This is a genomic window from Nitratireductor thuwali, assembly GCF_036621415.1.
Lineage (GTDB): Bacteria > Pseudomonadota > Alphaproteobacteria > Rhizobiales > Rhizobiaceae > Chelativorans > Chelativorans thuwali.
On sequence record NZ_CP030941.1, the window covers coordinates 4172712 to 4191737 of the forward strand.

A 19026-nucleotide genomic window follows, 5' to 3' on the forward strand; every position below is an offset into this window, starting at 1 on the left:
TTTTGTTAAAATTCTTTTATAGATTGCATTCCTTGTTGAGAAATGTGGTCGCAATCTGGCTATGGAGAACGGTTATGGAATACATTGCCAATTTTCCCCGAGAACATTTGCGTGAACGCGAAGATGCATTTCATATCAAGCGCTTCGAACAAATATGGGGTGGAGATCATCTGCTCCGGGGACGTGAACCCAGGGATGGCGATATCCACCTCATGAGCAATGATTATCTGTGCATCCAGGACGAACCGGCGCTGAGAAAGGCACAGGCGCACGCATTGCTCAACGGCAAGACCGATCTCCTCATGTCCAGCATTTTCACGCTGGAAGGCAGTTCGATGCAGCAACTCGAGGCGGCGTTTGCTTCGTATATGCAGAGCGAAGAGGCGATCATCTGCCAATCCGGGTTCGCTGCCAATGTCGGACTTCTCCAGTGCATCGCCAGTCCATCGATACCGGTTTATCTGGATTTGAATGCCCATGCCTCCTTGTGGGAAGGCGCCAAGGTGGCCGGTGCTCGGGGAATCGCTTTTCGCCACAACGATCCCGCGCATGCTGAACGGCAGATAAAACGAAATGGACCCGGCGTTCTCGTGGTCGATGCGGTCTACAGCACGGACGGCAGCCTGTGTCCGCTTGCTGAGATCACGGATCTTGCGGAGCGCACGGGATGTATTCTCGTGGTCGACGAATCGCACTCCCTCGGCACGCATGGACCGGCCGGTGCGGGTCTGACCGTGGGGCTCGACCTCGCCTACCGGGTTCACTTTCGAACAGCTTCTCTGGCCAAGACCTTTGCCGGCCGAGCGGGGCTCATCGCCTGTCCGGCGAGGTTCAAGGAGTATTTTCGCATGGAATCCAACCCGGCGATCTTCAGTTCCGGCCTGCTCGAACATGAGTATGTCTGGTTTCTCGAGGCGCTGTCGTTGATCCGCGGTGCCGACGACCGCCGACGGCGATTACACACCATCTCGAAGAGTGTGCGGCGGAGTCTAGACGAGATGGGTTATGACGTCGGCGGCGGGACCGAGCAGATTGTCGCAATCGAGAGTGGAGACGAACGGGAGACGCGCCGGATGCGCGACGCTCTCCAGCAAGCGGGCGTATTCGGGGCAGTCTTTTGCCCGCCGGCAACGTCGCGCAACCATTGCCTGGTGCGATTATCCCTTCATTCGGGACTTAGCGAAGCGGATCTGGACGCGCTGATAGAGCGCTGCTCCGCTGCCAGGTCGGCCATGTAAACGCTTGCAGCAGAACCAGCTATTTAGATACGCGACGTTCCTGCAAAGCCGAAACCAGTGCCAACCAGCACGCCCCATGGACAAGCCCGTCCCAGGGACAACCCAGACGGCGGTCATGGCCATAGATGCCGTCATAGGTGTCATGCCAGGTTCGTGAAAGCAGCTCACGGAGGCGTCGATGTCGCCGCGGCCGGCCGTTCGAATGAAAACCGGCCGAACAGATTCAGTCGTCGATCCCGAGCTTTTCCTTCACGAGCGCGTTGACCGCTTGCGGATTGGCTTTGCCGCCGGTCGCCTTCATTACCTGTCCGACGAACCAGCCCGAGAGCGACGGCTTGGCCTTGACCTGCTCGACCTTGTCGGGATTGGCGGCGATAACCTCGTCCACCGCCTTTTCGATGGCGCCGGTGTCTGTTACCTGCTTCATTCCGCGTTCTTCGACCAGCACACGCGGATCTCCGCCCTCGTTGAAGACGATTTCGAACAGGTCCTTTGCGATTTTCCCCGAAATGGTCCCGTCCTTGATCAGGTCGATGACTGCGCCAAGCTGATCCGGCGAAACAGGCGTGTTTTCAATATCTTTTCCGGCCTTGTTCAAGGCCCCCAAAAGGTCGTTGATGACCCAGTTCGCGGCAGCCTTGCCATCGCGCCCCTCGGCCACCTTCTCGAAATAATCGGCAATGGCCTTTTCCGAGACGAGCACGGACGCATCGTATTCGGACAGGCCCAGCTTCTCGATGAAGCGCGCCTTCTTCTCGTCCGGCAGTTCTGGAAGGTGCTCCGCAAGCGCGTCCACATAGGCCTGGTCGAACTCGAGCGGCACCAGGTCCGGATCGGGGAAGTAGCGATAGTCGTGCGCTTCCTCCTTGGAGCGCATCGAGCGCGTCTCGCCCTTGGCGGGGTCGAACAGCCGCGTCTCCTGATCGATCGAGCCGCCGTCCTCGAGGATCGCGATCTGGCGCCGCGCCTCCGATTCGATCGCCTGGCCGACGAAACGGATCGAATTGACGTTCTTGATCTCACAGCGCGTGCCGAAAGGCTCTCCAGGCCGGCGCACCGACACATTCACGTCGGCGCGCATGGAGCCTTCGTCCATGTTGCCGTCGCACGTGCCGAGATAGCGAAGGATCGTGCGCAGCTTGGTGAGAAACGCCTTGGCTTCGTCGGAAGAGCGCATGTCGGGCTTGGACACGATCTCCATCAGCGCGACGCCCGAGCGGTTGAGGTCGACATAGGACATGGTCGGATGCTGGTCGTGCATCGATTTGCCGGCATCCTGTTCCAGATGCAGCCGCTCGATGCCGACCTTGATCTCCTCGAAGCTGCCGTCCTTGGCCGGCCCGACGGCGACGATGACGACGCCCTCGCCGACGATCGGCTGCTTGTACTGCGAAATCTGATAGCCCTGGGGAAGATCCGGATAGAAGTAGTTCTTGCGGTCGAAAATGGAGCGGTGGTTGATCTGCGCCTTGAGGCCGAGACCGGTGCGGATCGCCTGCTTGACGCATTCCTCATTGATCACCGGCAACATGCCCGGCATGGCGGCATCCACCAGCGAGACATTGGAGTTGGGCTCGGCGCCGAACGCGGTCGAAGCGCCCGAGAAAAGCTTGGCCTGCGAGGAGATCTGCGCGTGGATCTCCATGCCGATAATCACTTCCCACTCGCCGGTCGCGCCGGAAATCAGCCGTTTTGGATCGGGCAAACGCGTGTCGATAATGGTCATGATGTGCTCGGTCGATTTCGGATAATACTGGCAACTCGCTAGACCAATCGGCCTTGTGAGGCAAGCCGAAGGGCCTTTATTCCGGGCACGCCTTGTTGTAATGGACGTTCCGTCCAACGGAGCTTTTATGTCTAGCTATCTGGAGACCTGCTGAAACGCCCTGAACCCGACGCGGGACAGGGCGTGAAAACCGGAGCATCCGTGCTGCCCATGGCAGCGCGGCGTTTCTTATTGGCGAACAGCGTTCGCCGCAGGTTTTCCAGGTATGACAATGGACATATCGCGCGCCGAACAGCGCATTCTTCACGTCCTCGCCCGGGGCGGGCACATCGCTTTCGAGAAGGACGATAACGGCAGACTGGAGCAGCTTCGCTGCATGACGAGAGAAGGCTGGGGCTTTCCCGGCCTCGATCTCAGGCTGTTCAGGAAACTGAAACGCAAAAGAGCCGTCTCATCCCGCAATGGCGGCCCCTATCGGATCACGCGGCGGGGGTTGGAACTGGTGCGTTCCCAGCCGGACAACAGGTGATGCGGCATGCGGCGGGAGGCTTCGGCCTCCCGCCCTTCGTGTCAGGCGGTGCCGATGTAGCTGCGGATATCGGCGGCTTCGCGCTCGACCTCCTCGATACGCCGTTTCACCACGTCGCCGATGGAAACGATGCCGTCGAGGCGTCCGTCCTTCTCCACCGGAAGGTGGCGGAAGCGGCCTTTGGTCATGATCTGCATGACCTCGTCGACGGTGCTTTCCTCGTGGCAGATCTTCACGCGCGCCGTCATGACCGACGAGACCGGCTTGCCTAGCGCCGCGGCGCCTTCCTTCCCGACCGCCCGCACGATGTCGCGCTCCGAGAGGATGCCGCCGATGCGGTCGTCGCCGCTGAGCACCACGACTGCGCCGATCCCCCGCTCTGCAAGCAATGCCGACGCCTCGGCCAAGGTCTTGCCGGCCGCGATCGTGACGACGTCGCGGCCCTTTTCGTCCAGGATGGCTTTCACGGTCATGGCGATCTCCTCATCGCATTGGCAACCGGCATTCGCGGCCGGCGATCAAGGCGATGTTGCGACGGGATGCCGCAGTTTGCAAGGCCGGATCAGGAGCTCCGTGACCCGGAATCCTGCTTGCCGGGCATGAAGGCCTTTACGAAGAAGAAGCCGACGAGAAAGCCGCCGATATGCGCCTCCCAGGCGATCGATGGCGCCCCCGGTCCCGCGCCGATGCCAAGACCCACCACCAGATTGACCACCATCCACACGGCCAGAAAGGTCATCGCCATGCGCGAGCGCAGCACCGCGCCCAGGGGAAGAACGGGCCCCGCGAAACCCGCGTATCCAGCCCGCCTGTCGATGCGGAATGCAAAGCGGGCCGCCGCCCCCATCATGCCGGAAATGGCGCCCGAAGCACCGACAAGCGGCACGGCGTCGTAGGGATGAAGGATGAAATGGAGCCCAACCGCGCCGAGAACCGTCGCGATCCAGAACAGGATGAAGCGCCCTGTGCCGATTCGGTTCGCCAGCGGCGAGCCGAACGCGGCGAGCCAGATCATGTTGACCGCCAGATGCGCCCATCCGCCGTGCAGAAATGCGTAGGTCAACGGGCTGGTCAGCCACGGAAGGTCGACCGCGAAGCCGTCCGTATAGCGCAACGGAATGAAAGCGAAGTTGAGGAGCACGTAACGCTCGAAAGCCGGCCCGGCGACATACAGCCTCACGAGGTGCACGGCGACACATATGCCGATGAACGCGACGATCACCCGCGGCAGGTTGAACACCGGCTCACGGCGGCGCGGGGCCCGATGCCCGTCTTCGTCCTCTCGTTCAGGCTGCTCGGTCATCTCTCTTGCGCATCCCTGCTGTAGCATTCGCGGCCAGGTGGAGCCGCCCGGCGTCCGCATGAATGCGGGCACGAAGAAATCGAGCGCCTGTTGCCATCCTGAACCGGTGGCGCTCTCGCTCTTCCCCGCAGGCGGGTAACAGACAACCGCGCAAAAAAGAAGCCGCCCAGTTGTCCCCTGAGCGGCTTCCCGGTCGAGCCCCCCTGCCGCCCCCTCAGTTCTTTGCTGGAGATTTCGGCGTTTGCTCGTGTTTGTGATGCGCTTTTTGCCACTCCTTTGGCGGCGCTTCAACGTCAACCATTTCTTAACCTTAACAAACCCTTCCCGTGCACAACCTTTCTGAGGGCTGGCACGGCACCTGCATCGTCCTGCATGAAGACGGGCGAAGCGCTGCTTCTGTCCGTTCATGGGACAGAAACGCTACTTCAGGATGGGACTGACGGCATGAAACAGGACGGAACCATAGAACTGTTCCAATATTGGAACAGGCTTCGCGGACGCCGCCCCGCCCCCAGCGCACGGAGATAGAGCCGGCCGACATCAAGACACGGCTGGCCGACACCTTCATTCTCGAGCGCGACGCGCGCGGCGAGCCCGTCTTCCGGCTGGCCGGCACCAGGCTGTGCGCGATGCACGGCAAGGAACTCAAGGGCCACTCCTTCACATCGCTGTGGAGCGACCGTGACCATGACCTTATCGGCCGGTTGTCCCGCCATGTTTTCGACGACGCGTCGGTGGTCGTTGCCTCGTTCCAGGGCACCAGCCATAATCAGCGCACGCTCACGCTGGAAATGATCATCCTGCCGCTCGAAGGCGGAAACGAAAGCCCCAGGGCGCTGGGCGCCATCAGCCCAAGCGAAAAGCCCTTCTGGCTCGGCGCCGATCCGATCGTGGAATTAAGGCTCGAATCCTTCCGCCTGCTCGATCCCGACCGGGAGCCTCTCTTTCTGGCCAACCGTCCCGCCATTCCTTCACCGTCCCTGTCGCCGGACGACAGCTCGCTCGCAAGCGGCCCGGGCACGGGCCGGCGTATCCGACATCTCGTCGTCTTCAAGGGCGGCAGGGGCTGAGACGCCGCGGGTATCGGCCGCGGCGAGGCATGGGATCAGCTTGCTGCGGATTACCCGATGTTAACGATTAAGGCGATATATTCGCGCTGATATGTCGGCGCACGTAGTCTACGATGCCGCGCCGCGAAGGTGGTCCAGATGGCATTTGCAACAACCGCAGCGAAGTCCACGCAGTCGGAGCGGCGCGGGTTTCAGCGTGTGGCAATCTCGATCTTCGGCCGCTACATGCTTCAGGACCGCTCCGAATATTCCTGCCGTGTGGTCGATATGTCGCCGGGCAACGTGGCCCTGCAGGCCGAGATGGTCGGCCGGCCGGGCGAGCGCGTCATTGCCTATCTCGACCATATCGGCCGCATCGAGGGCATCATCACGCGCAAGCTGAACGACGGCTTCGCCATGACCATCGTCGCTTCCGAGCGCAAGCGCGACAAGCTGGCGGCGCAGCTCACCTGGCTTGCGAATCGGCACGAGCTGGACCTGCCCGAGGACCGCCGCCATGAGCGCATCACGCCGCGCAATCCATTCACCCATATCCGCCTCGCAGACGGTCAGGACCACCCCTGCCGCATCGTCGACCTCTCGCAGTCGGGCGCGGCCGTCGAGATGGAATACAAGCCCGCCATCGGCACGCAGGCCTTTCTCGGCGCCATTCGCGGGCAAATCGTTCGCCACTTCGAAGACGGCGTGGCGATAGAATTCGCCGTGGTTCAGGAACAGTCGACCCTCGATTCCGAATTCTCCGGGTAGAACGTCTTTCACATCCGTGACACATGCCGCCTGCAGACTGCGTCACGGGCTGGTTTAGTGCGCTCGCAGCTACGGCATCAGCCCGGAAAACGATAGCGGTCGTTTTCCAAAGCCGTCTGACATTTCGCACCGCAACGCATACAATTTCTAGTTGATATTGAATACGTCAGAATTTATCTAAGGTAGAAAAAGCGGGGGCAGTTCAGCAACGAACGGAGCCATGATGATCGAACTCGACATCGACTCGATTTGCCGGCGCATAGCTGTCCAGTCGCCCTATTTCGGCTTCAGGTCCCTTCGCCAGAACAAGCATGGAGCGATCGAAGGCGAGTTTACGCCCGAACAGCCTTTGGGGCATGAGCGCGGCCCTGTTGCAACTGCGGAAGTCGGGCGCCATCTGGCGATCCTGGGATCCTGCGCGGCCGCCTGCTCGCATTCGGACCGCATCTATTATTTGGCGACCGAAGCGCACTACACGCAGTTTCGGCAACCGAACGCAGTCAGGTTCGGACAACCCATGTGGGCCACGGCGGAAGTGCTCGAACACGACCGGCGCGGTTTGCTGGCACAGGCGGTACTGTCCGACAATGCCCCTTTCGTCCATCTGCGGGTTCGCTATCTGGCTTTGGCGGAAGCTGTCTTCGAGCGGTTATTCCACAGTCATCGATTGGAGACGGACGAGCACGTGGGGCCATCACCCTATGCAAGCTTGCTCCCGCTGGCTTTTGATGAGCCGAATGATCGGTCGCTGACCGCGCGCGGCACTCTGCGCCCGGAATGTTGCGCCGGACATTTCCCGGACTACCCATCATGGCCGGTAGCGATCATAGGCTACAACGCCGTGCGCGTGATGGAGCGGCTTCTGCATCACATTGCCGGCAACGAGGCCGAATACACGATCATCTCAGCCAGTATCGCTTCATACAAGCTGGTCTCGGCAGCCTCCCCGCTCCTCTTCCGGGCCACCTGCACTTCCGCCTCCAAAGGGCTTTCGCATTATGCATTTTCATGTCTCGTATTGTGCGGCGAGGAGAAGGTCGCCCGCTTCACGACGGAAATGCGCCTCTAAGACATGGAAGAAGTTCCATGAGGCCGGTGGTCGCAAGGCAATTTTCGCCGCTCCGGATCGCCGTAGTCCCCGAGCCGGAACTGCCTGCATGGTTACCAAATGACTTAGCGGACAGATACGATTTTATACTTGTTTTCCAAAAACTTGTACTTAGTTTTACTGCGTGTTTTTGCGCTGAATAAATCGGGCCGTGGCATTGTCTCCTCAAACGGGGAGACACAAAATGCTTTTCAGGAAACAGCTTCCGCTTTTGGCGGCCGCGGCCATGATACTCGGCCTGATGGGGGCTTCGGAGGCCGCCTCGGATTTCATGACGACGGGCAGCGTCACCAGTCAGCCAGTGGGCCACTACGAGCTCTGCGCGAGGAGTCCGGACGAGTGCCGCCAGGTGACGCAACGCACCGCGCCGGTCGAGCTGACGCGGGATCTGTGGGACCGGATCATCGACATCAACAACAGGGTCAACCTGACGGTGATCCCGCGCACCGACATGGAGCTGTGGGGCGTCGAGGAATTCTGGTCCTATCCGGACGCCTTCGGCGATTGCGAGGATTATGTTCTCGAAAAGCGCCGGCTTCTGATGGAGGCTGGCGTGCCAGCGGGCAACCTGCTCATCACCGTCGTGCGCCAGCCCAATGGCGACGGCCATGCGGTTCTGACGATCAACACCAGCATGGGCGATTATGTGCTCGACAATATCGAGCCCCGCGTCCTTGCCTGGTCGCAAACGCAATACGAGTTCCTGAAGCGCCAGTCGGCCAGCAATTCGGGCAAGTGGGTGTCCGTCAACGATGGCCGTTCGGTTGCCGTGGGTGCGGTCTCGTCGAACCGCTGAGGATTTCGAATACCCGGTCGAGTCCCCACCTCCCCGTCCCCAACGACCGGGTTACGGAGCCGGCCCCGTCCCCGGGCCGGCTCCACCTTTTCCTGCGTTGGATCAGCGTCCACAGAAACGCCGAATTGATCCGGCCATTCGGCTCCAAGCGACCCCGGAAGGAAAACCGGCTTCCACTTTGCCTGGAATTGCCTAAAGCCGTCGCAGCCCCTTCCGAAAGCGCCTGGCATTCTCGACATAGTGCAGGGCCGATGCCCGAAGCGCCTCGACCGCCGCGTCGTCCAGTTCGCGAACCGCCTTTGCGGGGGACCCCATGATGAGCGAACGCTCGGGAAAGCTCTTGCCCTCCGTCACCAGCGCGCCGGCTCCCACCAGGCAATTGGAGGCGATGCGCGCGCCGTTGAGCACGATCGCTCCCATGCCGATCAGCACATTGTCGCCCAGGATGCAGCCGTGCAGCATGGCACGATGCCCGATGGTGCAGCCTTCGCCGATGGTCAGCGGAAAGCCCATGTCGGTGTGCATCACCGTGTGCTCCTGCACATTGGTTCCAGCGCCGATGATGATGGGCTCGTTGTCGCCGCGCAGCACGCTGCCGAACCATATGCCGACATGCCGCCCAATCCTCACATCGCCGATCACCGTGGCATCGGGAGCCACCCACGCGGTGTCGGGCAGCTCCGGGCTTCTGTCGTCAAGCTGATAGATCGGCATCGATGTCTCCCATGCGTTAAAGCGGCCGTGTCGGCGGTGTCTCGCGCCGACCGGTCCTTTACCTGCCATTTACCATAAATGGCCAAGCTGCAGGCGGGGTCGGGCAAGCGGGAGGCACTATTGAACACCGTCGCCATATCGGAAGGCAATGTCGAGACACGCGCTCGGCGTATTCCGCTTCTGGGACGCGCCTTCTATGGCTTTGCCGCGATGGCGTTTGCGGCGCTTTGCATCAAGCTTGCAGCCATCTGGTTTGGCGGGATGATCTCGGCCGGCGGCCATACCGATTCGACCATCGAGCGCGAGATCGTCATCGGCAACGATGTCCTGCGGGTTCCGGAGAATCTGATCCGCTTCGGCCAAGCAAGGCGCGACGGCATCCAGCAGCGGCTCGATCTTTATCTTCGTTGGCCGGAACTGGAAGGCTATTCGCGAGAGGCGCGCGACGATTTCAACCATGCGGGCGGAGCGAAAAGGATCCTGTTCCTGTCCTTCGAGCCGAAGGTGCTTTCCCGCGACATGAGCGCCCGGCTGGAGCCGATCTACAGCCACGTGATCGAGCCCGGCGCGCGCGACGGACCGGCCGGCCTTCTTCTCTACCGCTTCTCGGAAAAGTCCGGCTACGTGAACGAAGAACTGGCGGTCGGCTATGGGCAAGTCGCTGCGCCGTTCGTTGCCCGGTGCCTGAACGGCGGGATGGCCAGCCAGTCGCTCGCGGCCTGCGAGCGCGATGTTCATCTGGGCGACGACCTGACCCTCACCTACAGGTTTCCGCTGGAACTCCTGCCGCACTGGCGTGCCCTGGACGCCGCCATCCTCCGTAAAGCGCGGACGCTCCTGCGGACCGACGGATAGATGTGAGCGCAGTGCGCCCGCTCTAACACTTTGGATCTCTCGCATCGTGCTTTCCGCAAACCGAATGCGATCTTCGGGCCGATGCCGTGGGCGGCGCCTACTCTAGGTCGATATCGAGAATGGCCATGGAGAAATTGTAGGAAAGCTCGCCTTCCTCTTCATCCTTGAAGATAATTCCGAGGAATTCGTCGCCCAGATAAAGCTCGCACGAATCCTCCTTGCGCGGGCGCGCCTTCACCATCAGCGACGGGTTGTTGAACGTGCGCTTGAAATAGGCGTCGAGCTTTCTGATCTCTTCGGGCTTCAACAAACTTCTCCGGGGGCTGTTCCGTTTCGGCAAGGCCGTGTGATGCGCTTCTGGCATGGCCACGGCGCACCTGTAAACCCTCAAGCCGCCGGAAGACTGCCATAGTCACAGGCCGGCGGGCCGATCTATTCCCCCTGGAGCAGCTGGTCCATGGCCCGCGACGGCTCCGAGCATCCCGCCTCCCCGACGATGCGGGCGGGAACGCCGGCCACCGTCTTGTTGGGCGGCACCGATGTCAGGAGCACTGAACCGGCGGCCACCTTGGTGCAGTGGCCGACCTCTATGTTGCCGAGAATCTTGGCCCCGGCGCCGATCAGCACACCGTGGCGTATCTTGGGATGCCGGTCGCCCGTCTCCTTGCCGGTGCCGCCGAGCGTGACGCCGTGCAGCATCGACACATTGTCTTCGATCACCGCGGTCTGCCCGACCACGAGGCCGGTGGCATGGTCGATGAATATCCCCTTGCCCATGCGCGCGGCCGGGTTGATATCGGTCTGGAAGACGGCCGACGAGCGACTTTGCAGGTAAAGCGCGAAATCCTTGCGTCCGCGCTTCCACAGCCAATGGGCCAGGCGATGCGTCTGGATCGCATGGAACCCTTTGAAATAAAGGATGGGCATCAGATATCGATCGCAGGCAGGGTCGCGGTCGAAATAGGCCTGGATGTCCACCCGCACACTGGTGCTCCAGTCCGGCTCCTCGCCCCACATCGTCTCGAAGGTCTGGCGCACCAGTTCCGCGCCGACATCCGGGTGATCGAGACGCTCCGAAACGCGATGAATGACGGCGTCTTCCAGCGTCCCGTGATTGAGAATGGACGAATACAGGAATGCGGCAAGCAACGGGTCGCTGGCGACGGCTTCCTTGGCCTCGCGCCGGACCTCCGACCAGATCGGATCGACCGGCTGCGGCGCGTTCCTGCTCGTTGCATGTCTGGCCGGCATGATGCACTCCTGTATGGCGGGCCTTTCGGCACTTTAGAGCGCCGTGCGTCCATTCGGACGCAAAGGACGCTTCAACACTTCGGATCTGCGCGCATCGTGCTTGCGGAAAATGATTCCGACTTTCGGGCCGATGCTGTGGACAGAATACGCGACTAGAGGGCAAGAATGAACATCAATTTGCTGAACATTCTTCAAACGGATTTGATCTGCAGATTTGATCAATGCTGAGGGCGCCGTTCCCCTCATCGGGACCGCAGAAAGATCAAGCGGCCATCTTGCCGGTCAGGAAATCCAGCACCGCGCGGGAAAACACGTCGTTGCGGTCTCCGGCGACCATATGCCCTGCCCCGCGGACGTCCACATAGCTGGCCGACGGCGTCCGCTCGACGAATTCGCGGGCATAGTCCTCATGGACGAGTTCGGATTGGACGCCGCGCACCAGAAGCACGGGAAGGCGCAGGTCCGGCAGCGCGTCGATCAGGTCGCGCATCAGCGCATCCGCGCCCTCGTTGACGTTGCGCGGCCCCTTGATGAAGGCCGGATCCCAGTGCCAGCGATAGCGTCCATCGTCGCCGAGCCGCAGGTTCTTGCGCAAGCCATCCAGCGAACGTGGCTTTCGCCGGTGTGGCAGGTAGGCGGCGATGGCCTCGGCGGCTTCCTCCAGCGTTGCGAATCCCTCTTCCATGCGCGCGCCCATGAAGCCTTGAATTCGGGCGACGCCTTCAGGGTCCATGCGCGGCGTGATGTCGACGAGCACGAGTGATTCCAGAAGATCGGGATCCCGCGTCTGGGCGGCGAGCGAAGCAAGACCGCCAAGCGATGCGCCGACGGCCGAGGGGCGCGCCTGGAACATGTCATGCACCTGCCGCGTGATGACGGCCACATCTTCGGCAAAATGGGCAAAGGTGTAATTGCCGCTCGCCACCCACGCGCTTTCGCCGTGCCCGCGCTGGTCCACCGCGATCGCGCGCATGCCATGCTCGGCCACCCGCCGGGCCGTGGCGTCCCAGGCATGCCGCGTCTGCCCGCCGCCATGCAGAAAGATGACCGGGTGCCCGTAGCCATCCCACAGCGTTGCTTCCAGGCGGTTGCCTTCGGCGCCCTCGAGCGGAAAGGATCGCGGCGCGGTCACAAGGGGTTCTCCTGCAGGAAGGCCAGCACCCGTTCCTTGAAGCGCCGGTCCCCGACGGACAGCATATGATCGCGTTCGGGAATGGCAAAGGCTTCTCCGCGCGGCAGCATCGCCGCCAGCACCTCCGGATCGCCGGCAATGTCGTCCTTCGTCCCGACGGCCACCAATGCCGGCCGGTCGATCTCGGCGATCTGGGCCGGGGTCAGGAGCTCTCGCGAGGTGGAGATGCATGCAGCCAGCGCCTGGCGGTCGCTCTTCGTCTGGTCGGCAAAGGCGCGAAACATGCGCGGGCGCTCGTCCTCGATCGTTTCCGGATCGTCGGCCACAAGCGCGTCGGCAATCGCGTCCCAGGCGCCCACACCTTCGACCATGCCCGCCCCAAGCCCGCCGAAGATCAGGCTGCCGGTCCGTTCCGGCCTGGCGCGAGCCAGGAAGGCCGTTATGCGCGCCCCCATGGAATAGCCCATGACATGCGCGCGGCCGATTTCCAGATGATCGAGCAGGGCGGCTGCATCCGACGCCATCTTTGCCGGCACATAGTCGGCGGGCTCGCGGGATTTCGTCGAACGGCCATGGCCGCGATTGTCGAGCGCGACGACGCGGTAGCCGGCATCGCGCAGCGTCTTCACCCAGCCCGGCGAGACCCAGTTGACGAAATGCGTCGACGCGAAACCGTGAATGAGAAGAACGGGGTCGCCCTCACCCTCGTCGATAAAACCCAGTTCGAACCCGTCATGGTTGAAAAACCGCATGCACCCGCCGCTCACCTGCTGCCGGCAACCGCGTCCACGAGGGGATGATACAGGCGGTCGCCGATCTCGATGCCCGCTTTTTGCGCGGTTCCCGCCTTCAGTTCAAGCACAAACTGGGCGCGCACCGGCGGCGCTATATTGGCGGTCGAGAACGGCACGCCCTGCTCTATGGCTCTGATCCGGCCATCCTCGCCGACAAAGAGCAGGTCCAGCGGCATCGGCGTGTTCTGCATCCAGAAGCCACGCCGCTGGCTGCCGTTGAAGACGAAAAGCATTCCGCGATCGTCCTCCATCTCTTCCCGGAACATGAGGCCCCGCGCGCGCTCGTCCGCATCGTCGGCCACTTCGATGTCGAACAGGACCTCGCCTCCGTCCGTCTCTATTCTCAGGGGATCGCTCGACGGGGCCAGCAGCATCGGCTCGGCGCCCAGAACCGGCAGGACGAGAAACAGAAACAGGATGAAGACGGCGGGAATGCGCATGGGATCTGTGCCCTAATGGTCACGATGACGAATGCCGCGAACGCCTCGACGGCGATGCATCAATGCGAGACGGGCGGTGTCCCCATATCCGGGTGAATTTCGGCGGCCATAAGGCCTTTCTCGCCGCGTCCGAACCGCACCAGCACCACCTGGCCGGGACGGAGCTCCGTCACGCCGAACCTTCTCAACGTCTCCATATGCACGAAGATATCCTCCGTGCCCTCGCCCCGCGTGAGAAAGCCGAAACCCTTGGTCCGGTTGAACCACTTCACCAAAGCCCTCTCAAGGCCGCTTTCCGGCGTCACGGTAACGTGGGTGCGCGGGCTCTGGTCTTCAGCCGGATGAACGGCTGTCGAGGTATCCATCGAGACGATCTTGAATGCCTGCAGCCCCTTGTCGCCCTGGCGGGCAAGGCACACCACGCGGGCGCCGGACAGCGCGGTCTGGAAGCCATCCCGCCTGAGGCAGGAAACATGCAGGAGCACATCGCCGGAGCCGGGGCCGTCGGGCTCGACGAAGCCGAAACCCTTGGCGACGTCGAACCACTTGATCGAGCCGGAGATTTCCGTCACTTCCGGCGTTTCATTGTCGTTGCCCGCCCCCCGGGCCTTTTCGCTTCCTGCAAGCCCTCGTGTCGTTGAGGAGTTGTCCTCCATACGATTGCCTTCCCTCAAGTCCGTTGGACTGATTCTATAGTGGCAGGATAGCATTGCTTTCTTGTGGCTTAGCAAGACCTTCGCGGGCATTTTCAACAGCGCACGGAAATACTTCCGGTGCCGCGCATAAAGGCTGGTTTATCCCTAAGTCACGATTTGCCATTGGCGCGAAGCGGGTACCCGCTTTATGTTCGCGCGAGCCCACGAGGAAACAGGAAGACAATCATGCGTTATCTGCACACGATGGTGCGCGTCACAGACATCGACGCTTCGCTGGATTTCTACTGCAACAAGCTCGGCTTGGTGGAGAAACGGCGGGTCGAAAACGACAAGGGAAGATTCACGTTGATCTTCCTTGCCGCGCCCGAGGACGAGAAGACGGCCGAGGCCGCCCGCGCCCCGCTTCTGGAACTGACCTACAATTGGGACCCGGAAGAATATCAGGGCGGGCGCAATTTCGGCCACCTCGCCTATGAGGTGAACGATATCTATGCGACCTGCGAGCGCCTGATGGATGGCGGCGTGACCATCAACCGCCCTCCCCGCGACGGCCATATGGCTTTCGTTCGCTCACCCGACGGCATCTCGATCGAGCTGCTCCAGCGCGGCGAGCCGAAGCCGAAAGCCGAACCCTGGGCATCGATGGAAAATACCGGCACGTGGTAGGCAGGAAGGCAGCAGGATAGTAAGGCAGACGGTGCCGGCTTGGCGCCGCGGCGCAAATGGCTTTTGCCGTCTCGCCATCTTACCCCTACTGCCTTATTCCCTTAATGCCCTACTGGCTTAACCTCGGGGAGGAACATGAAGGAAGTTCTCAAGGAACTGGAGCGCCGCCGGGAAGCCGCACGCGCCGGAGGCGGCCCGAAGAAGATCGAGCGGCAGCACGCCAAGGGAAAGCTGACGGCGCGCGAGCGGATCGAGGTCTTTCTTGACGAAGGTTCCTTCGAGGAGTTCGACATGTTCGTCGAACACCGGTCCGTCGACTTCGGCATGGACGAGGCCAAGATCTATGGCGACGGCGTCGTCACGGGCTGGGGCACGGTCAACGGCCGCACCGTCTTCGTATTCGCCAAGGACTTTACGGTGTTCGGCGGCTCGCTGTCGGAAGCCCACGCCGAGAAGGTCATCAAGGTCCAGGAGATGGCGCTGAAGAACCGCGCCCCGGTCATCGGCTTCTACGATGCCGGCGGCGCGCGGATCCAGGAAGGCGTTGCCGCCCTCGGCGGCTATGCCGAAATCTTCCAGCGAAACGTGCTCGCCTCGGGCGTCATTCCGCAGATCTCGGTGATTATGGGACCATGCGCGGGCGGTGACGTCTATTCGCCGGCGATGACCGACTTCATTTTCATGGTTCGCGACACGTCCTACATGTTCGTGACCGGTCCGGAGGTGGTCAAGACGGTGACGAACGAGACCGTCACCGCCGAGCAGCTGGGTGGCGCGTCGGTTCACACCGTCAAATCCTCCATTGCCGACGGCGCCTATGACAACGACATCGAGGCGCTTTTGCAGATGCGCCGGCTCATCGACTTCCTCCCCTCGTCCAACACGTCAGAACTGCCGGAGATCGATTTCCACGGCGAACCCCAGGACAATCCCGCCCTCGACCGCCTGATACCGGCCAACGCGAACAAGCCGTACGACATCAAGGAACTGATCTTGAAGACGGTCGACGAGCGCGACTTTTTCGAGATCCAGGAAGCCTTTGCCCGCAATATCGTCACCGGCTTCGGCCGCGTCGAGGGGCGGACGGTCGGCATCGTCGCCAATCAGCCCATGGTGCTGGCCGGCGTTCTGGATTCGGACGCTTCCCGGAAAGCGGCCCGCTTCGTGCGCTTTTGCGACTGCTTCTCGATACCCGTCGTCACATTCGTCGACGTTCCGGGCTTCCTGCCGGGCACGGCACAGGAGTATGGAGGTCTGATCAAGCACGGCGCGAAGCTTCTCTTCGCCTATGCCGAGGCGACCGTTCCGAAGATCACCGTCATCACCCGCAAAGCGTTCGGCGGCGCCTATGACGTGATGGCGTCAAAGCACCTGCGCGGCGACATCAACTACGCCTGGCCGACGGCCCAGATCGCCGTGATGGGCGCCAAGGGCGCGGTCGAGATCATTTTCCGCAAGGATATAGACGACCCGGAAAAGATCGCCGCGCATACGAAGATGTATGAGGACCGGTTCCTGTCGCCTTTCGTCGCGGCCGAGCGCGGCTACGTGGACGAAGTCATCATGCCGCATTCGACCCGCCGCCGTGTTGCGCGTGCACTGCGCATGCTGCGCAACAAGGAACTGTCCAACCCCTGGAAGAAGCACGACAACATCCCCTTGTGACGGTCTGCGGCCGCACCTCAACGTTCCGGCAGGCGGCGCTCAGAACATGCGCGGCGGCACGAACAGGCAGATGGTTCTCGACGTTTCCAGTCCGGCCACCGTGCACAGATGGAAAACCCCGTCGGGGGATTGGCGCACCCGCCGGTCGGAATAGGCCACCACCTCGCCCGTTCTCCTGAGCACATAGCCCTCGGGCCGTTCGAGCACCGCCGATTGCGGGATCTCGCGGCAGTCCCTGTCCGAGCAGCAAGCGTAGGGATATGTCCAGCCGGACCTTGCCTCGTGCGCCTGGGCGGCGGTCGCAAGCAGTAGAGCCCCGGTCGCGGCAGAAATCACCGCCGGTACGGAGCGCGGAAGGATATAAGAGCAAAAGCCGTTCATGGCCAGCCTCGAGGTTTGTCCTCCCACCCCATATCGTCAACCCGACAAGGTTAACGGAACACTAATATTCAGAAGTAGCGCAGGACGGCCGTTTGCCAACCGCCAGGCATCATTGACATTTGCCTGCCGCCGGTGTCGTTTGGCCGCGATTGGGCGGACGTCGGCGTATCCTGGGACGGGAGCGCACCCGCTGATAAAAGCGCAGGACGGCACGAACTCATGGCAAAGACCGATATCGCACGCCGGGTCTACAATCACACCTGGAAGCTTGATCCGATCTGTCGCAGCCTGCTCGACACGGATTTCTACAAGCTCCTGATGCTGCAGATGATCTGGGGCCTCTACCCGCATGTGGACGCGACCTTCTCGCTCATCAACCGCAACAAGAAGGTTTTGCTCGCCGAGGAGATCGACGAGCAGGAACTGCGCGAACAACTGGACCACGCCCGTCAGATCCGCTTCACCAAGAAGGAGATGATCTGGCTGGCCGGCAATACGTTTTACGGCCGAAAGCAGATATTTCAGCCTGAGTTCCTGGCTTGGCTGGCCGATTTCCGCCTGCCCGAGTACGAACTGCACCGCAAGGACGGGCAATATGAGCTGGAATTCCATGGCCGCTGGATGGAAACCACCATGTGGGAAATCCCGGCCCTGGCCATCATAAACGAATTGCGCTCGCGCGCGGCCATGCGCAGCCTCGGCCCGTTCGAGCTCGACGTGCTCTACGCCCGCGCCAAGGCCAAGGTATGGTCGAAGGTGGAGCGGCTGAGGAAAATCCCGGACATCCGCATTTCGGACTTCGGCACGAGACGCCGCCATTCCTTCCTCTGGCAGCGCTGGTGCGTGGAGGCTTTGAAGGAGGGCATCGGCGAATCCCTGACCGGCACCTCCAACGTGCTCATCGCCATGGATACAGACCTGGAAGCACTGGGCACCAACGCCCACGAACTGCCGATGGTTCTGGCCGCCCTTGCGGAAAGCGACGAGGAGCTCAAAGCCGCGCCCTACAAGGTGTTGCAGGACTGGCAGAGCTATTACGGCGGCAATCTGCTGATCGTCCTGCCCGATTCCTTCGGCACCGAATCGTTTCTGCGCTCGGCGCCGGGCTGGATCGCCGACTGGACCGGCTTCCGCCCCGACAGCGCCCCGCCCATCGAGGGCGGCGAGCGGATCATCTCCTGGTGGCAGGAGCACGGCAAGGACCCGCGGGACAAGCTGCTCATCTTCTCCGACGGCCTCGACGTCGACACGATCGAAAGGACCTACCGCCACTTCGAAGGGCGCGTGCGCATGGCTTTCGGCTGGGGCACCAATCTGACCAACGACTTCGAGGATTGCGCGCCCGACGAGATCGGCAGCCTCAAGGCGATCTCCGTCGTCTGCAAGGTGAGCGAGGCCAATGGCAGGCCGGCGGTCAAGCTTTCGGACAATCCGGAAAAGGCAACGGGAGACCCGAAGGAGATAGAGCGCTATCTGCGGGTGTTCGGCAGCGCGAACAGGGTGCGCCAGCCGGTGAGCGTCTAAGGGGCTAGCCTTTTCCTGGGCACAGGCCGCCCGCGGCGGCTTCCTATGTGCAGCAGCCGGCGGAATGTCGGGCACTCCATATGAGACGGCGCCGGACAGTTTGCGACGTGCCGGAGCGCGTTGCGCAACTTCGTAAGGTCTCTAATTTGCCGATCGATCTCATCCGCACGGGCGCGAATCTCGGGCCGCGGCAGATCCGGCTGGCCGTCGGCACCGAACATTCCACGAATGTCGTCCAGCGAAAACCCGGCTGACCGGCCGAGCTGGATCAGCGAAAGCTGCAGGATCGTCTGCGAGTCGAACTGCCGTCGCAGCCCCTTCCGTCCAATCGACGCGATGAGCCCGATCTCCTCGTAATAGCGCAGCGCAGACGGCGAAAGGCCGGTTTGCGCAGCCACCTCGCCGATATCGATCATCCTCATGATTTAGCC

Annotated in this window: 21 protein-coding genes and 1 pseudogene; 10 read left to right on the top strand and 12 right to left on the bottom strand. The window is 61.9% G+C overall.

Translation table 11 applies throughout. The features are described from left to right. Window positions 1-74: 74 nt before the first annotated feature. Window positions 75-1238: an alpha-hydroxyketone-type quorum-sensing autoinducer synthase gene (gene cqsA, locus NTH_RS20340; RefSeq protein WP_338531725.1), complete on the top strand. Its 1164-nt coding sequence runs from the start codon at window positions 75-77 to the stop codon at window positions 1236-1238. A 223-nt stretch (window positions 1239-1461) separates the two neighbouring features. Here the strand turns inward: cqsA and gatB are convergent, their stop codons facing one another. Further along, window positions 1462-2964: an Asp-tRNA(Asn)/Glu-tRNA(Gln) amidotransferase subunit GatB gene (gene gatB, locus NTH_RS20345; protein WP_338531726.1), complete on the bottom strand. Its 1503-nt coding sequence runs from the start codon at window positions 2962-2964 to the stop codon at window positions 1462-1464. Window positions 2965-3235: 271 nt separating this feature from the next. Here gatB and NTH_RS20350 point away from each other — a divergent pair, with 271 nt between their 5' ends. Beyond that, window positions 3236-3493 carry a YjhX family toxin gene (locus NTH_RS20350; RefSeq protein WP_338531727.1) on the top strand — a complete coding sequence of 86 codons (258 nt, stop codon included), beginning with the start codon at window positions 3236-3238 and terminating at the stop codon, window positions 3491-3493. Window positions 3494-3534: 41 nt separating this feature from the next. Here NTH_RS20350 and NTH_RS20355 read toward each other — a convergent pair whose 3' ends face one another. Beyond that, window positions 3535-3966, bottom strand: coding sequence for a CBS domain-containing protein (locus NTH_RS20355; protein WP_338531728.1), 432 nt, complete (start codon window positions 3964-3966; stop codon window positions 3535-3537). Window positions 3967-4055: 89 nt separating this feature from the next. After that, window positions 4056-4796, bottom strand: a complete 741-nt coding sequence (locus NTH_RS20360) for a rhomboid family intramembrane serine protease (RefSeq protein WP_338531729.1) — start codon at window positions 4794-4796, stop codon at window positions 4056-4058. A 444-nt stretch (window positions 4797-5240) separates the two neighbouring features. On the opposite strand from NTH_RS20360, the pseudogene NTH_RS20365 reads away from it, so the two are divergent. From NTH_RS20365 to NTH_RS20380, 4 genes and pseudogenes are all read left to right on the top strand, one after another. Continuing rightward, window positions 5241-5866 (top strand): annotated as a pseudogene (locus tag NTH_RS20365) (PAS domain-containing protein). Between the two features lie 138 nt (window positions 5867-6004). Next, window positions 6005-6613: a PilZ domain-containing protein gene (locus tag NTH_RS20370; RefSeq protein ID WP_338531730.1), complete on the top strand. Its 609-nt coding sequence runs from the start codon at window positions 6005-6007 to the stop codon at window positions 6611-6613. 223 nt (window positions 6614-6836) lie between these two features. Beyond that, window positions 6837-7682, top strand: a complete 846-nt coding sequence (locus tag NTH_RS20375; protein ID WP_338531731.1) for a hypothetical protein — start codon at window positions 6837-6839, stop codon at window positions 7680-7682. Between the two features lie 223 nt (window positions 7683-7905). Further along, window positions 7906-8517: a transglutaminase-like cysteine peptidase gene (locus NTH_RS20380; protein WP_338531732.1), complete on the top strand. Its 612-nt coding sequence runs from the start codon at window positions 7906-7908 to the stop codon at window positions 8515-8517. 192 nt (window positions 8518-8709) lie between these two features. On the opposite strand, the gene NTH_RS20385 is transcribed toward NTH_RS20380, so the two are convergent. Beyond that, window positions 8710-9231, bottom strand: coding sequence for a gamma carbonic anhydrase family protein (locus tag NTH_RS20385; protein ID WP_338531733.1), 522 nt, complete (start codon window positions 9229-9231; stop codon window positions 8710-8712). Between the two features lie 120 nt (window positions 9232-9351). Between NTH_RS20385 and NTH_RS20390 the strand changes: the two genes are divergently transcribed. Then, the gene (locus NTH_RS20390) at window positions 9352-10086 is read left to right on the top strand and encodes a hypothetical protein (RefSeq protein WP_338531734.1); all 735 of its coding nucleotides are present in this window, start codon (window positions 9352-9354) and stop codon (window positions 10084-10086) included. A 97-nt stretch (window positions 10087-10183) separates the two neighbouring features. Here the strand turns inward: NTH_RS20390 and NTH_RS20395 are convergent, their stop codons facing one another. The 6 genes from NTH_RS20395 to NTH_RS20420 all read right to left on the bottom strand — a co-directional run bounded on the left by NTH_RS20395 (window position 10184) and on the right by NTH_RS20420 (window position 14359). After that, the gene (locus NTH_RS20395; RefSeq protein ID WP_338531735.1) at window positions 10184-10393 is read right to left on the bottom strand and encodes a DUF3126 family protein; all 210 of its coding nucleotides are present in this window, start codon (window positions 10391-10393) and stop codon (window positions 10184-10186) included. Window positions 10394-10518: 125 nt separating this feature from the next. After that, window positions 10519-11337, bottom strand: coding sequence for a serine O-acetyltransferase (gene cysE / locus NTH_RS20400; RefSeq protein WP_338531736.1), 819 nt, complete (start codon window positions 11335-11337; stop codon window positions 10519-10521). A 262-nt stretch (window positions 11338-11599) separates the two neighbouring features. Further along, window positions 11600-12469 (bottom strand): alpha/beta fold hydrolase, encoded by an 870-nt coding sequence (locus NTH_RS20405; protein ID WP_338531737.1) that lies wholly within the window; start codon window positions 12467-12469, stop codon window positions 11600-11602. Beyond that, complete coding sequence (locus NTH_RS20410; protein WP_338531738.1) at window positions 12466-13221, bottom strand: alpha/beta fold hydrolase; 756 nt, start codon at window positions 13219-13221, stop codon at window positions 12466-12468. The genes NTH_RS20405 and NTH_RS20410 overlap by 4 nt, the downstream gene beginning before the upstream one ends. Before the next feature lie 11 nt (window positions 13222-13232). Beyond that, on the bottom strand, window positions 13233-13703 hold the full coding sequence (locus NTH_RS20415; protein WP_338531739.1) for a DUF192 domain-containing protein: 471 nt from the start codon (window positions 13701-13703) through the stop codon (window positions 13233-13235). A gap of 59 nt (window positions 13704-13762) precedes the next feature. After that, complete coding sequence (locus NTH_RS20420) at window positions 13763-14359, bottom strand: cold-shock protein (RefSeq protein WP_338531740.1); 597 nt, start codon at window positions 14357-14359, stop codon at window positions 13763-13765. A 225-nt stretch (window positions 14360-14584) separates the two neighbouring features. Between NTH_RS20420 and NTH_RS20425 the strand changes: the two genes are divergently transcribed. Both NTH_RS20425 and NTH_RS20430 read left to right on the top strand, forming a co-directional pair. Then, complete coding sequence (locus NTH_RS20425; RefSeq protein WP_338531741.1) at window positions 14585-15025, top strand: VOC family protein; 441 nt, start codon at window positions 14585-14587, stop codon at window positions 15023-15025. A gap of 135 nt (window positions 15026-15160) precedes the next feature. Further along, window positions 15161-16690 (top strand): acyl-CoA carboxylase subunit beta, encoded by a 1530-nt coding sequence (locus NTH_RS20430; RefSeq protein WP_338531742.1) that lies wholly within the window; start codon window positions 15161-15163, stop codon window positions 16688-16690. A 39-nt stretch (window positions 16691-16729) separates the two neighbouring features. Here NTH_RS20430 and NTH_RS20435 read toward each other — a convergent pair whose 3' ends face one another. Further along, a complete protein-coding gene (locus tag NTH_RS20435; RefSeq protein WP_338531743.1) occupies window positions 16730-17071 on the bottom strand; it encodes a hypothetical protein in 342 nt (113 codons plus the stop codon). A 219-nt stretch (window positions 17072-17290) separates the two neighbouring features. On the opposite strand from NTH_RS20435, the gene pncB reads away from it, so the two are divergent. Continuing rightward, window positions 17291-18595 (top strand): nicotinate phosphoribosyltransferase, encoded by a 1305-nt coding sequence (gene pncB, locus NTH_RS20440; RefSeq protein ID WP_338531744.1) that lies wholly within the window; start codon window positions 17291-17293, stop codon window positions 18593-18595. Here the strand turns inward: pncB and NTH_RS20445 are convergent. Further along, window positions 18592-19017, bottom strand: a complete 426-nt coding sequence (locus tag NTH_RS20445) for a helix-turn-helix domain-containing protein (RefSeq protein WP_338531745.1) — start codon at window positions 19015-19017, stop codon at window positions 18592-18594. The two genes, pncB and NTH_RS20445, sit on opposite strands and share 4 nt — an antisense overlap. Window positions 19018-19026 lie beyond the last annotated feature (9 nt).

Excerpts from the sequence above, each read along its gene's own strand:
- NTH_RS20445 (WP_338531745.1), bottom strand. The coding sequence starts at position 19,017 with ATGAGGATGATCGATATCGGCGAGGTGGCTGCGCAAACCGGCCTTTCG.
- gatB (WP_338531726.1), bottom strand. The coding sequence starts at position 2,964 with ATGACCATTATCGACACGCGTTTGCCCGATCCAAAACGGCTGATTTCC.
- NTH_RS20420 (WP_338531740.1), bottom strand. The coding sequence starts at position 14,359 with ATGGAGGACAACTCCTCAACGACACGAGGGCTTGCAGGAAGCGAAAAG.
- NTH_RS20385 (WP_338531733.1), bottom strand. The coding sequence starts at position 9,231 with ATGCCGATCTATCAGCTTGACGACAGAAGCCCGGAGCTGCCCGACACC.
- NTH_RS20360 (WP_338531729.1), bottom strand. The coding sequence starts at position 4,796 with ATGACCGAGCAGCCTGAACGAGAGGACGAAGACGGGCATCGGGCCCCG.
- NTH_RS20415 (WP_338531739.1), bottom strand. The coding sequence starts at position 13,703 with ATGCGCATTCCCGCCGTCTTCATCCTGTTTCTGTTTCTCGTCCTGCCG.
- NTH_RS20425 (WP_338531741.1), top strand. The coding sequence starts at position 14,585 with ATGCGTTATCTGCACACGATGGTGCGCGTCACAGACATCGACGCTTCG.
- cqsA (WP_338531725.1), top strand. The coding sequence starts at position 75 with ATGGAATACATTGCCAATTTTCCCCGAGAACATTTGCGTGAACGCGAA.
- NTH_RS20350 (WP_338531727.1), top strand. The coding sequence starts at position 3,236 with ATGGACATATCGCGCGCCGAACAGCGCATTCTTCACGTCCTCGCCCGG.
- pncB (WP_338531744.1), top strand. The coding sequence starts at position 17,291 with ATGGCAAAGACCGATATCGCACGCCGGGTCTACAATCACACCTGGAAG.
- NTH_RS20380 (WP_338531732.1), top strand. The coding sequence starts at position 7,906 with ATGCTTTTCAGGAAACAGCTTCCGCTTTTGGCGGCCGCGGCCATGATA.
- NTH_RS20355 (WP_338531728.1), bottom strand. The coding sequence starts at position 3,966 with ATGACCGTGAAAGCCATCCTGGACGAAAAGGGCCGCGACGTCGTCACG.
- NTH_RS20410 (WP_338531738.1), bottom strand. The coding sequence starts at position 13,221 with ATGCGGTTTTTCAACCATGACGGGTTCGAACTGGGTTTTATCGACGAG.
- NTH_RS20375 (WP_338531731.1), top strand. The coding sequence starts at position 6,837 with ATGATCGAACTCGACATCGACTCGATTTGCCGGCGCATAGCTGTCCAG.
- NTH_RS20370 (WP_338531730.1), top strand. The coding sequence starts at position 6,005 with ATGGCATTTGCAACAACCGCAGCGAAGTCCACGCAGTCGGAGCGGCGC.
- NTH_RS20430 (WP_338531742.1), top strand. The coding sequence starts at position 15,161 with ATGAAGGAAGTTCTCAAGGAACTGGAGCGCCGCCGGGAAGCCGCACGC.
- NTH_RS20435 (WP_338531743.1), bottom strand. The coding sequence starts at position 17,071 with ATGAACGGCTTTTGCTCTTATATCCTTCCGCGCTCCGTACCGGCGGTG.
- cysE (WP_338531736.1), bottom strand. The coding sequence starts at position 11,337 with ATGCCGGCCAGACATGCAACGAGCAGGAACGCGCCGCAGCCGGTCGAT.